Here is a 12584-nt window from a genome sequence, read left to right on the forward strand (position 1 = left end):
ACGTCGCGTTCTGCCATGAACTTGGCGAGCCCCGGATAGGGGCATTTCTCACCTCTTTCTTCGCGGCTGTACTGCACGACATATTGATGGACCTTTAGGTCCATCGTTGGGCCGCTCTCTACGAGCAAGTGACCTTCCGCAAGCCGATAGCTGGGCATCAGATATTCTCTGATCCTATCGCAAACCAAGTTAGCCACGCACCTGCGAACAGTCATTGCATCGCATGTAGCGCTCCAGTTCATGCACCGACGTCGACTTCGGGCGCCGCACGATGTCGAGGGCACGGTCTGATTGGTGTCGCAGCCGAGACAGTCGGACGGCGAGACCCGCGTTATAGGTGCTCGTCACATTCTGCGAATAAGACTTTTGATCCAGATCATGGAGTTCTCGATAGCCCAGTTGGTCTGGTGATCAGTGAGGCTCGGCATAGGCGCGGAGCCGGGGCCGTGTCCAAACGGATTTCGGACCTTCGCAAAGAAAAGCTTCAGCGCCTCCATCTCCCATACTTCTATGAGTTTTGCGCCCCTCAGGTTATCGATGTATTGAGCAGCGCCTTTCTCATTGCCTCGGGTCAACCGCTTTTCGTCCGAGATGATCTTGATGGTGCTTTCCAGGGAGCGCGCGGCATAGAGGGCCGGATCGCGCCCACCCGTATCGCGCAGATCAATAGCCTCCTTCATATCGTGGTCAACATTGTGCCACTTCGGCTCCGCCACCAGCTTCCAAAAAGGAATCTCAATCTCCTGCGCGACGGTTTGGTCCTCAGAAATTTGAATAAAGCCGTTGTGGTAGTGGAGCTGGCAGTTCGCTTGGCGAAAGCGGGCATTTAGCTCGTTCACTGCTCCCTGAAACTTAGCGTTCAAACTGGCGTTTTGCCGCTCGTACCCCGTCGGCGGTTTTGCCGGGCATCCGCAAGCCGCCTTTGCCGACTACTGTCCGGTCGAACCCTTCAGCTATTGCGATATTCTCCGCGAGCTTAGCGTTCAGTCCCGCCACGAAATTCTCGTGCTCACGAAAGCCGATTTCGACTAGGCTGAGGCGCTCTTTGACAAAACGATCAGCCGATATTTCGCCGTCGAAACGCGTCAGCATCCACGTCTCGCACATCTTCGCCGTGCTGTTTCGACCGCTCTGCCATTGATCTTGCTTGTTGTAGAAGCCCCAGTACTGTGGAGACAATTCCTTCAGGCCAAGCTCTCTCGCCAGCAAGTCGTGTATCTGCGTCCAAAAATGCTTGCCACGCTCGTACTCTTTGCCGTCCACATAGTACGGGCAAATATCGTTCAAGAGCTGGTAGCCCTGCACGAGAAGGCGGCGCTGCTCCTCGTAAAACGTCTCCCACATGCGGGGCTGTTCGTAACGGCGAGCAAAAATATCAGTCAACATCGCTAATCTGCCCAGCCTCCATCGAATCGGAAGCTGAACGGTGGCACAATGCAGGGTAGCGGGGCGAGGATCGAAGCGCTTTTTCCGACCTATTCACAGGGTGCCTACCTAGACAGTGACATTATCCATCAGTCAGGCGGTGCCACTATGCAACCGCGTGAGTTCGGGACAAAGCGGACCTGCAAATCCGAAAACAGAGTACAATCCAAGGACGAATCGCAAGCCGCCCGGATTGAATTGAAAACCCGTAAGGCCATCTCAATCTGTTATCTATGCGGAGAGCCACTCCGCAACCCGCGCGACGACGATCACGTCCCGCCAAAGCAGTTCTATGCCAGATCGCTCAGGAGGAAATACAAGACCACCAACCTGCTCACCCTCCCGACGCACCGGGCCTGCAACAACGCTTGGAAACTAGACGAAGAGTATTTTGTCCAAAGCCTCGTCCCGTTCGTGCGCGGTTCGGAGGCCGGTGATGCATTGTGGAGGCACACTTTCGACAAGCTCCACAAGGGCCAAGGCGTCGCTTTGGTGATGCAGGTGAAGCAGGAGTTCATGCGTGAGGTTGGCGGAGTTATCCTCCCGGCCAATGTCATCGCCAAGCGATTTGACGCCGACCGTCTTCACGATGTGCTGTGGAAGATTATTCGGGGCTTGCACTTTAGCGACACGCAAGAGGTGTGGCCTGAACGCTGGACGCTCGCAGTAACCATCACGCTCCCGGGACAACAGCCGCCCGACGCTTTTCTGGCAATAACAAACGAATCTCTCCTGAAGACGCGCGGCCCCTATCCAGGAGTGTTTGCCTACAGCGACCACGTGTTCCCGGATGTTAATAACCTGCATTTTTGGGCGATGTTGCTGTGGAATAGGATCATCGTCACCGCTGCATTCCACGACCCGCATTGCGAGTGTGAGCACTGCACCTTCATAGGTCCTGTATTTCCAGAGCCTCTAAGCGGGACGCGGATGCTGTGATCCCACGTCGTCATGGTGACAGATCGGCGCATCCACAGCCCATTCCGACGGCCGGGCGAGCGAGACAGAACGGCGGACAGTGAGCCGCCATCGCATTTTCTCTAAACGACTATTCGGGGTCCCGCTTCTCCCACAAGGGGAGAAGCCGCCCGTCGACGTTAATAGAGTGGGGCGTGTCTTAGCGCTGCTCCACCCTTGCGCGCCAAAGGGCATCGAAAGTTTTTCGGTCAGCCGGCGCCCAGGCTTCTGCGTCCATCGGATTCCTCGACTTTTCGGTAAGCGCGCCTTCAAGTTCTCTATCGGAATGCGACTGGGTCGAAGCTAGAGCGGGCCACTCCAACAATGACTTCGAAAGCATGGCCCTACCTTCCTACCAGCATCTTCGTCCGTCGATGATGCGCCAAGACCAATACTCCCGCGCATTTGGTGGCACCTCGGCCCTGCATTGTTGTTTCGCCTGCGCAGATGTCAGTCCAATCAACAGGAGCGCCGCGATGCAAGTGGCAAAACGAATTGATGGAAGTTGTTTTGCCATCTGCTACGGGCTACTTCGTTGCTGCAGCCGAGCTATGGCGACCACCAGATCGGGCCTCTCAAAAAGCTCCACCAGCTTGTCGAGGATCATCCGCTCATTGTCGAGGGGGCGAGGCTGAAGGTATTCATCCACTATGCATTGGCTTCGATGATGGCGTGAATAGCCAATTGCTGATCTGTCATCGCTTCTTACCTATTCAGATCGCGTTCAATTCGCCGGTAGAGGAAGATGGAAGTCTCGATTTTGACTTATCCCATCAAATTTTATTTGACTGCGTGGCAAGGCGTGTTGTTCCCGGGAGCAAGCCACACCGAAAAACGGCGGAGGACGATTACGGGCGGGAGGTAGGTGGTCCAGGCTCCCTGGGGTTAATCAACTGGGGTAACCGGCAGAACTAAGCGGAGATCAAAAACTCAGGTAAATGCCGTCGGGGGAAACGTAGGTAGCGCTCCAGCGACTCGAACCCCCGACGTCTCGCGTGCATCGATCTCGAACATAACGCTGTCTCGCGCGACTCGTCGGCGTGGCGCTATTTGGAAATGGCTCCTAAGCTATTGGTATTACCACGCGTGTTTTCGACCGTTTTTTCCAAACGCGCGCTGAAATCATTGAATAATCAAGCAGGTTTTGATTCCGCCATTCGGAGGTTCGATCCCTCCCGCCCCAGCCAGAATCCCCGTTCAGCAAGTTCGCAAGGCGGTCGACTGGTTCGGGCAAAGCGGCCAAGGATGCGCGCAAGCGCGATCAGTTCAGCCTTCCAAGCAGTCTCCGGATGATCTTCCGCAGGTTTTCGGCGTACTCATCGACGACCTGACGCCTCTCGGTCGATGGCGGCAGCTGACGTTCGTCGTCCCCGTCCGGCGGCGGGCTATCCGTCTTGGATCTGCCCCGGATGATGGAGGCGATCGGCTTTGTCACTTTCACGGAACGTCCGACCTCTGGTGCACGACGCGCGTCGTTCAGGCTAAGGGTCAATTGCATCTGCGGCCTTCACACAAGTTAAGCCGCCGGGGCGGCGACGATCTGCGCTGGCACGTCGTCGGCGCGTTGCGTCGACGCAGAATCCTGCAAAGGAACCAATCGCGGCGCGCTAGGTGCACGAGGCGGTCGGATCGCACTTCGGGCAGCGCCCGTCTGCGGCTGCGCCGAGCTGACGGCCAAGCTCGGCCCTGAGGGCCTCCTTGTCCCATTCCGCGCCGTCGCATCTGACGATTCGCTTGGCACGTTCGAAGGCGTGGCTCTCGGCGGCGTCATCGCCGATGCGGACGATCACGTCGCAATGGAAGGGGCAGGCCGTCGTCGCGCGGGTCGTCTCCAGGGCATAGCGCACGACCTCGGTGAGATCGTCGGTGTCAATGTCGGCAAGCATGTCCGTTCTCCTGATCGGGCGTCGTCCGTTGCCGAGAAAGCGGCGCCGGCAATGCCTCGGATTCCGAACGTCGCTCGCTCCGGCAAGGGGCCTCGAAAAAGCGTTCCCGACGCCGACACAAGGCTATAGTCCGTGTCACAAACCTGTCTTGATCCAGCTCAAGGCCGCGGATGCTCTCGATTGGCAACTTGCCCACAAGCGCTGCGCGAGATCTTGGCCGCTTCCCGCGTGAATCCGTTCAGGACATTTGCCTAAGTATTGGCCCGCAATTTCAAGGCCGCCGCGCCGCGCGCATATTTACGGCATGGAGCGCAACGTCATCTTCAAGTGCCCCCGCACGGGCATGAACGTGCAGCACTGGCTTCCCGGCACAACCTCCGACGCCGCGGACACGCACGTCCCCGTCCGCTGTCCAGCTTGCGCTTCGCTGCACTTCGTCAATGTCGCCAGCGGCAAGACGTTGAGCGAGGGCATCGGCCGGCCTCGCGCGACATCTCAGACCCAGCCGCCGTCGACGATGTAATGCTGGGCGGTGCAGGCGGAGGCCTCGTCGGAGGCGAGGAAGACGGTGAACTTCGCAACTTCGTCCGGCATGAGCCTGCGCTTCAGGCATTGTCGCTGCTGCAGCTCGATCTCGCCGGCCGGCGTCATCCATTTCTCGAGCTGCCGCTCGGTCATGATCCAGCCCGGCGCGATCGCATTGACGCGGATGTTGTAGGGGCCATAGTCGCGCGCCAGCGAGCGCGTCAACCCGATCACGCCTGACTTGCTGGCGGTGTAGGCGGCCATGCCGCCTTGTCCTGCGATCCACGACACCGAGCCGAAATTGATGATCGCGCCGGCATTGGCCGCCTTCATGTCCGGCAACACGGCCTGCGATGCAAAGAACTGGTGCTTCAGATTCACCGCGATGCGGTCGTCCCAATAGTCCGGCGTCATCTCCTCGGTGTTGTGCCGCTCGTCATGCGCGGCGTTGTTGATCAGGATGTTGATCGGGCCATGAGCCTTGCGTGCCGCGACGACGCCGGCACGCAGCGCGCCGATGTCGGTGAGATCGACGTGCTGGAAATGCGCGGCCAGTCCCTGGTCGGACAGCTCACGTGCCAGGCGCTGTCCCTCGTCGATCTTGATGTCGAAGAACACCACCGTGGATTTCTGGTCCGCAAAACGGCGCACGATCGCAGCGCCGATTCCGGCTGCGCCACCGGTGACGAGCACGACCTTGCCGGCGAGGTCGGAATAGATGGCGGCCATTGGGCACCTCGTTTTGTTGCGGCCGGCGCGGCGGGCCGCGACCGACTCTTTTTTGAACCTTAGCCATTCCGCTGGTGAGGTGCATAGATCAGATTTTGTGTTGCGTACCTCAAAAATTGAGGGCAGGATTGCGTCAAAGAATAACAGTCGGTTGGGAGGATGTGATGAGATCGCTCGGGAAACTGGGACTCGCTGCTGTCGCATGCCTGCTTTGGGCCAGTTCCGCGTCAGCCGACACCACGGTCAAATGGCTGCACATCGAGGTCAACCCGGCCCAGGTGAAGATCTGGGAGGAGGTCGCGCGCAGCTATGAGGCGTCGCACCCCGGTGTGAAGGTCGAGATGCAGTTCCTCGAGAACGAGGCCTACAAGGCCAAGCTGCCGACCATCCTGCAATCGAAGGACCGGCCGCACATCATCTATAGCTGGGCCGGCGGAGTGCTGAAGGCGCAGGTCGAAGCGGGCGTTCTGGAAGACATCACCGATTCTGTGAAGAGCGGCGGCTACAGCGACACGATCGCACCGGCGGCGCTCGCGGCGTTCACCAGCAACGGCAAGGTCTTTGGCCTGCCGACCGCGCTCTCGCAGGTCGGCTTCCTCTACAACAAGGATTTGATGGCCAAGGGTAATGTCGATGCAAGCAAGATCAAGACATGGGACGATCTGCTCGGCGCGGTGAAAACGCTGAAGGCCGCGGGTGTTACGCCGATTGTGGTTGGCGGTGCCGACAAATGGCCGCTGCATTTCTACTGGACGCATCTCGCAGTGCGCGTCGGCGGCAAGCCGGCCTTCGATGCAGCGCTGAAGGGTGAGAATGGTGGCTTCGCCGGGGAGACCTTCCAGAAATCCGGCGAGCTGTTCAAGCAGCTGGTCGATCTCCAGCCGTTCCAGAATGGCTTCCTCGGCTTCAAGAACCCGCAGGCCGTCGGCTATTTCGGGGACGGCAAGGCCGCGATGATCCTGGCCATCTCGTCCTTTTACCACACCCAGCGCGCGCTCGCCGCCGACAAGGTCGGTCTCGGCGACGACAAGCTTGGCTGGTTCGATTTTCCGGTCGTACCCGGCGGCAAGGGTGAGCCGTCAGACACGCTCGGTGGCATCACCGGCTGGCTGATCACCAAGGGGGCGCCCAAGGAAGCCACCGACTTCCTGAAATTCTTTATCTCCAAGGACGTGCAGGCGCGGCTTGCCGCCGGCAACTTCATCGTTCCCGTCGTCAAGGGCGGCGAGGCCGGCCTCAACAGCGCCTTCATGAAGCAGATCGCGGCCAACCTGGCGAAGTCCAACTATCATCAGAACTTCTATGACCAGAGCCTCGGCCCCTCGGTCGGTCGCGTCGTTAACGACGTCACGGCGGAGATCGCCGGCGGCAGCATGAGCCCGCAGGACGCTGCGAAAGCCATCCAAGCGGCGTACAAGCAAGGCAACTGACCGTGGCGCGACGGATCGCGATCACCTCGCCGGTCGGCGTTGCCGGCGAGGCGGCTCCTCAGGTCGCGGTTCGCGGCCCCGGCTGGGATGGCCGCTTCACGGTCCTGATCCTGTTCCTGCCGCCCGCGCTGCTGCTGTTCACGCTGTTCGTGGTGCTGCCGATCGGCGAGGCCGCCTGGTACTCGGCCTTCAACTGGAACGGCTTCGGCAGGCCGACGAACTGGATCGGCTTCGACAATTACCGCTTCGTGCTGGAGACGCGGGCCTTCTGGCTCGCGCTGCGCAACAACGGGCTGATCATCGCCGTTTCGCTCGCCGTCCAGCTGCCGCTTGCGCTCACGCTGGCCCTCATGCTGGCGGAGCGCTTTCGCGGCGCCGTGGCGCTGCGCATGCTGTTCTTCATGCCCTATATCCTCGCCGAGATCGCGACCGGGCTGATCTTCAGCTTCGTCTATGACGGCGACTACGGCCTCGTCGCTTCGATCTGGCGCGCCTTCGGCGCCGAGCCTCCGCATCTCTTGGCCTCGACCGACACGGCGATGCTGGCGGTGCTGATCGTGGTGGTCTGGAAGTATTTCGGCTTCCACATGATGCTGTTCATCGCCGCGCTGCAAAGCCTCGACAAGAGCCTGGTCGAGGCCGCCCGTATCGACGGCGCGACGCGGACGCAGACGCTGCGCCACGTCGTGATCCCCTTGCTCTATCCCACGATCCGCCTGTCGGTGTTCTTCGCCATCATCGGCTCGCTGCAGCTTTTCGATCTCGTCATGCCGCTGACGCGCGGAGGACCGGCCGACTCCTCGAACACGATGGTGAGCTTTCTCTACAACAACGGCATCTCGCGCATGCGGGTCGGCTACGGCAGCGCCATCGGCGTCATCCTGTTCGCGATCTGCGTGACCTTTGCCTTCACCTACAAGCGATGGTTCATGCGCGATGAGTAATGCCGGGGCCAGAAGCGCATTCGATCCCGCCGTGCTGTTCAAGGCGCTGTTCCTCGGCCTGATCGCGATCTTCGTCCTGGTGCCGCTGCTCGCGACCCTGCTCGGCGGCTTCAAGTCGCTCGGCGAGCTTCGCGTCAATCCGTTCGGCCTGCCCAGGCATTGGGAGTGGCAGAACTACGCCGACATCCTGTTCTCGGCGCGCTACTGGCAGCTCCTGCGCAATTCGCTTGTCATCTCGACGCTGGCGGTGACGCTGACCCTGATCACGGCTTCGATGGCCGCGTTCACCTTCGCCCATGTCAGGTTCTTCGGCTCATCGATGCTGCTCAGCTATCTGACGCTGGGCCTGCTGTTTCCCGCTGCGACCGCCGTGCTGCCTCTGTTCATCAAGGTGCGGGATCTCGGCCTGCTCGACACTTATTTCGGCGTCGCGCTGCCGCAGGTGGCGTTCAGCCTCGCCATGAGCGTGCTGCTGCTGCGCCGCTTCTTCAAGGACATTCCATACGAGCTGCTCGAGGCCGCGCTGGTCGACGGCTGCAGCTACATCAAGTTCTTCCGCTATGTCACCTTGCCCTTGTCGCGTCCGATCCTGGCGACCGTCGGCACCATCACCTTCGTCAACAGCTGGAACGCCTATCTGCTGCCGCTGGTGATGCTGAACACCGATGCGCTGTATCCCTGGCCGCTCGGCATCATGGTCTACCAGGGCGAATACTCGTCCGAATGGCACCTGATCCTGGCCTTCATCACGCTCACCATCCTGCCCACGATCATTCTGTTCCTGCTGGCGCAGAAGCACATCGTGGCCGGCCTCACCGCAGGCGCGGTCAAGGGATGAGCCATCTGAGGAGATCATAATGAGAAAAGTCGGCGTCGGAATCATAGGCTGCGGGGTGATCAGCACCGCCTACCTCAAGGCGGCCCAGCGCTTTCCGGTCATGGAGTTCAGGGCGCTCGCCGACATGCGCAGCGAGGTTGCCGAGCGCCAGGGCGCGGCATTCGGCTTGCCGGGAATGCGGGTCGACCAATTGTTGAAGCGCGACGATATCGAAATCGTCGTCAATCTCACGGTGCCGCTCGCCCACACCGACGTCAGCCTGGCGGTGCTGAACGCCGGCAAGCACGTTCATTCGGAGAAGCCGCTCGGCATCAATGTCGCGGAAGCGCGCAAGGTCATGGAGCTCGCCGCACAGAAGAACCTGCGCGTCGGCTGCGCGCCCGATACGTTCCTTGGCGGCGGCCATCAGACCGCGCGCAAGCTGATCGACGACGGCGCGATCGGCACGCCCGTCGCGGGCAGTGCCTTCTTCGGCTGTCCCGGCCACGAGCGCTGGCATCCGGCGCCCGGCTTCTACTACCTGCGCGGCGGCGGATCGATGCTCGACATGGGGCCGTATTACATCACCGATCTCGTGCAATTGCTCGGTCCGGTCGCCAGCGTGATGGGCTCGACCGCGCGTCCGAGGAACGAGCGCCTCGTCACCAGCCAGCCGATGAACGGCGCGCTGATTCCGGTCGAGGTCGCGACCCATGTCGCCGGGACGCTGGAATTCGAGAGCGGCGCAGTGGTGTCGATCACGATGAGCTTCGACGTGCCGAAACATCGGCATGCGCCGATCGAGATCTACGGCGACAAAGGCAGCATGCTGGTGCCCGATCCAAATCGCTTCGGCGGCGAGGTGCAGGTGGCAAAGACCGGCGGCGAATGGGAGGTGATGCCGCTGACGCACGGTCACGTCGAGGGCGAGTTCCGCTCGATCGGCGTCGCCGACATGGCTGGCGCGATCCTGAACGACAGGCCGCATCGCGCCAGCGGCGCGCTCGCCTTCCACGTGCTGGAGGTGATGGAGGCGTTCCAGACCTCCGCCGACGAGGGCCGCCGCGTCAAGATCGAGAGCCGCGTCGAGCGGCCGGCGATGCTGCCGGCCGGACGTGAAACCGGACAGATCGATTGAGGGAATGACCATGCGCAAGGCAATGATTGTATGGGGTGGCTGGCCGGGACACGATCCCGATCTCTGCGCTTCGATGATCCGCGGCTGGCTGAAGGCGGAAGGTTTCGAGGTGCGGATCGAAACCACGACCGAGGCATTCGGCGATCCCAAAATCCATGATCTCTCGTTGATCATCCCGATCTACACCATGTCCAAGATCGAAAAGGCGGATGCGCTGAATCTTTGCGCTGCGGTGCGCAGCGGGGTCGGGCTCGCCGGCCATCATGGCGGCATGTGCGATGCCTTCCGCGATTCTGTGGACTACCAGTTCCTGTGTGGCGGGCAATGGGTTGCGCATCCCGGCAACATCATCGATTACAAGGTCGACGTGACCAAGCCCGACGATCCCATCATGAACGGCCTGAAGAGCTTCGAGCATCGTTCCGAGCAGTATTACATGCATGTCGATCCCGCCAACGAGGTGTTGGCAACGACGACTTTCACCGGTGAGCACGCGCCCTGGATCGAGGGCGTGGTGATGCCGGTGGTGTGGAAGAAGCGTTATGGCGCGGGGAGGGTGTTCTACTCCTCGCTGGGCCACCGCGCCTACGAGCTCGACGTGCCGGAGATCCGGACGTTGATGACCCGCGGCATGCTGTGGGCCGCGCGCGAATGACTGAAGGCGCGACCCAGCCGGTGCTTCGAGCCACGCTCGAGGACGTCGCGCGCGCGGCGGGCGTTTCGCTCGCCACCGTCGATCGCGTCGTCAACCGGCGCGAGGGTGTCCGCGCCAAGACCGTCGCGCGTGTCGAGGCCGCGGTGGCAAAGCTCGGCTATCGCGCCGATGTTGCCGCGGCGCGGCTCGCCCGCGGGCAGACCTTCCGCTTTGCTTTCGTGCTGCCGACCGGCAGCAACAGCTTCATGACCAATCTCAGCGAGCAGGTCGCGCGCACCGCGGGCTGGCTCGCCGGCCATCGCGGCTTCATCGACATCCACCATGTCGACGTGTTCGACCCCGATGTCCTTGCCGGTGCCCTGGAGAACCTCTCGCCGGCCTATCAGGGTGTCGCCGTCATCGCGCTCGATCATCCCAGGGTTCGCGCCGCGATCGACGAGCTCGTCGCGCGCGGGGTCGCCGTGGTGACCCTGGTGTCGGACGCGCCGAGCTCGTCCCGGGTGCACTATGTCGGGATCGACAATCCGGCCGCGGGCCGCACCGCCGCCACGCTGATGGGGCGCTTCCTTGCCGGGCGCGAGGGCACCGTCGCCGTGATTGCGGGATCGTTGTCGCTGCGCGATCACACCGAACGGCAGTTCGGCTTCCATCAGATCCTGTCGAGTGAGTATGCGAACCTGTCCGCACTCCCCGTCATCGAGGGGCGCGACGACAGCGACCGCACGCGGGACCTCACGGCCGCGCTGCTCGCGCGCCATGCCGACCTCCGTGGCATCTATTGCTGCGGCGCCGGAAACCGCGGCATCGCCGATGCGCTCGAGGCTTCGGGCCGCGCGCGCGAGGTGGTCTGGATCACCCATGAGCTGACCGAGCACACCAGGCGGTTCCTGGTGCGCGGCACGCTCGACGCCGTCATCAACCAGGATGCCGGCCATGAGGCGCGGTCTGCGGCGCGAGTCCTGCTCGCGCATTGTTCGGGCGAGCCGATCAGCCCCGACCAGGAGCGTATCCGCATCGACATCTTCCTGCGGGACAATCTGCCGTAGGCAGACGCGCGCAAGCGCTTCGTGAGGATTATCCCTCGTACTGGTCCGGCCCCATCGCCCAGGACGACTCGTCGTGGCCGAAGGCGTAATTGCGGTTGTTGAGCGCCGGATTGCGATTGACCATCGGCCGCATGAACATCGGATGGGTCGCTGAGCGCACCTCGTGCTCGACCGTGAACAGCGGCTTGCCGCTGTCGAGGTCGACGATGTCGCAGAACCGGTACTGGTATTGATTGTCCTCGCGGGAGATCAGCTTGCGCGCAAGCAGCTTGCGGTAGGGACCGGAGAAGTCGGTGATGTACATCTGCACATGGTGACCGTCATAGTCGCCCAGCGGCCGGTCGGTCTCGCGGAACAGCAGATGCTGGTTGCGGCCCGTCGTCACGGCGGCAACAGCGGCCTCGCCGTTCCGCAGGCTCGCGGGCATGCCCATGATCTCGGGATAGAAGGCGCAGATGCCGGCCGCCGTTCCCTTGGGCACGTCGAACTCGACATAGGGAATGCCGAGCGCGATCCGGCCGAACCGCGCGGCGTCGGGCTCGTAGCAGCGCACGCGGTTACCCCAGGGGCAAACTGCCTCGACATGGTCGTTGTGCTCCCTGAATGCGAACGCCGTGCCCTCGAGTTTCTTCGCGACCGATGCAAGCCGCGCCAGCAGCGCCTCGCGGCCTTCGATGACGAGGCCAACGTGTCCGCGCAGCACCTGCGGCCGGCCGCTCGGCAGATGAAACTGGCTCCGCCCGGCGTTGATCCACATGTTGGTATCGGACACCATCAGGTAGGGATCGCGGGTGAGCCCGAGCCCGGCGACGTAGAACAGCGTGGCGAGGCGCTGGTCCGGGACCTGGATGTTGACGTGCTCGAAATGGATGGCGTTGCCGAGATCTTCTTTGGATCGGTCGAATTGCTGCGGCATGGGTGTGCTCTGCGTCGTGGATTGAAAGCGCCATACTAGAGCACAATTTCCGCTCCCCGGAACGGCCGGCCGATCACATCTTGCGTGCTGGCCGTTATGCGCACCGGCTGCCTTGC

General features: G+C 61.8%; 13 protein-coding genes. 7 read left to right on the plus strand and 6 right to left on the minus strand.

The genetic code is table 11. The annotated features are described in order from the left end of the window. Nucleotides 1-344: 344 nt before the first annotated feature. Together DCG74_RS15525 and DCG74_RS15530 are read right to left on the minus strand one after the other, a co-directional pair. On the minus strand, nt 345-839 hold the full coding sequence (locus tag DCG74_RS15525; protein ID WP_257187576.1) for a hypothetical protein: 495 nt from the start codon (nt 837-839) through the stop codon (nt 345-347). Nucleotides 840-852: 13 nt separating this feature from the next. Beyond that, nucleotides 853-1386 carry an AbiJ-NTD4 domain-containing protein gene (locus tag DCG74_RS15530; protein ID WP_246708737.1) on the minus strand — a complete coding sequence of 178 codons (534 nt, stop codon included), beginning with the start codon at nt 1384-1386 and terminating at the stop codon, nt 853-855. A 147-nt stretch (nt 1387-1533) separates the two neighbouring features. Here DCG74_RS15530 and DCG74_RS15535 point away from each other — a divergent pair, with 147 nt between their 5' ends. Next, nucleotides 1534-2364 (plus strand): hypothetical protein, encoded by an 831-nt coding sequence (locus DCG74_RS15535; protein WP_172783837.1) that lies wholly within the window; start codon nt 1534-1536, stop codon nt 2362-2364. 1279 nt (nt 2365-3643) lie between these two features. Here the strand turns inward: DCG74_RS15535 and DCG74_RS15540 are convergent. From DCG74_RS15540 to DCG74_RS15550, 3 genes are all read right to left on the minus strand, one after another. Continuing rightward, nucleotides 3644-3880 carry a hypothetical protein gene (locus DCG74_RS15540; protein ID WP_172783831.1) on the minus strand — a complete coding sequence of 79 codons (237 nt, stop codon included), beginning with the start codon at nt 3878-3880 and terminating at the stop codon, nt 3644-3646. A 109-nt stretch (nt 3881-3989) separates the two neighbouring features. Beyond that, nucleotides 3990-4268: a hypothetical protein gene (locus DCG74_RS15545; RefSeq protein WP_172783838.1), complete on the minus strand. Its 279-nt coding sequence runs from the start codon at nt 4266-4268 to the stop codon at nt 3990-3992. 495 nt (nt 4269-4763) lie between these two features. Continuing rightward, nucleotides 4764-5522: an SDR family NAD(P)-dependent oxidoreductase gene (locus DCG74_RS15550; protein ID WP_172783839.1), complete on the minus strand. Its 759-nt coding sequence runs from the start codon at nt 5520-5522 to the stop codon at nt 4764-4766. Between the two features lie 164 nt (nt 5523-5686). On the opposite strand from DCG74_RS15550, the gene DCG74_RS15555 reads away from it, so the two are divergent. Genes DCG74_RS15555 through DCG74_RS15580 form a run of 6 tightly spaced genes read left to right on the plus strand, consistent with a single transcriptional unit; the run spans nt 5687 to nt 11552 of the window. Then, on the plus strand, nt 5687-6952 hold the full coding sequence (locus tag DCG74_RS15555) for an extracellular solute-binding protein (protein ID WP_172783840.1): 1266 nt from the start codon (nt 5687-5689) through the stop codon (nt 6950-6952). A 2-nt stretch (nt 6953-6954) separates the two neighbouring features. Then, nucleotides 6955-7896 (plus strand): carbohydrate ABC transporter permease, encoded by a 942-nt coding sequence (locus DCG74_RS15560; RefSeq protein ID WP_172783841.1) that lies wholly within the window; start codon nt 6955-6957, stop codon nt 7894-7896. Continuing rightward, complete coding sequence (locus DCG74_RS15565) at nt 7889-8734, plus strand: carbohydrate ABC transporter permease (protein WP_172783842.1); 846 nt, start codon at nt 7889-7891, stop codon at nt 8732-8734. The genes DCG74_RS15560 and DCG74_RS15565 overlap by 8 nt, the downstream gene beginning before the upstream one ends. Nucleotides 8735-8753: 19 nt before the next feature. Beyond that, on the plus strand, nt 8754-9851 hold the full coding sequence (locus DCG74_RS15570; RefSeq protein WP_172783843.1) for a Gfo/Idh/MocA family protein: 1098 nt from the start codon (nt 8754-8756) through the stop codon (nt 9849-9851). Between the two features lie 10 nt (nt 9852-9861). Then, the gene (locus DCG74_RS15575) at nt 9862-10506 is read left to right on the plus strand and encodes a ThuA domain-containing protein (protein ID WP_172783844.1); all 645 of its coding nucleotides are present in this window, start codon (nt 9862-9864) and stop codon (nt 10504-10506) included. Next, nucleotides 10503-11552 carry a LacI family DNA-binding transcriptional regulator gene (locus tag DCG74_RS15580; protein ID WP_172783845.1) on the plus strand — a complete coding sequence of 350 codons (1050 nt, stop codon included), beginning with the start codon at nt 10503-10505 and terminating at the stop codon, nt 11550-11552. Before DCG74_RS15575 ends, DCG74_RS15580 begins: the two co-directional genes overlap by 4 nt. 28 nt (nt 11553-11580) lie before the next feature. Here DCG74_RS15580 and DCG74_RS15585 read toward each other — a convergent pair whose 3' ends face one another. Next, nucleotides 11581-12468 (minus strand): VOC family protein, encoded by an 888-nt coding sequence (locus DCG74_RS15585; RefSeq protein ID WP_172783846.1) that lies wholly within the window; start codon nt 12466-12468, stop codon nt 11581-11583. Between the last annotated feature and the right edge of the window lie 116 nt (nt 12469-12584).

This window comes from Bradyrhizobium sp. WBAH42 (assembly GCF_024585265.1).
In the GTDB taxonomy this organism is placed as follows: Bacteria; Pseudomonadota; Alphaproteobacteria; order Rhizobiales; family Xanthobacteraceae; genus Bradyrhizobium.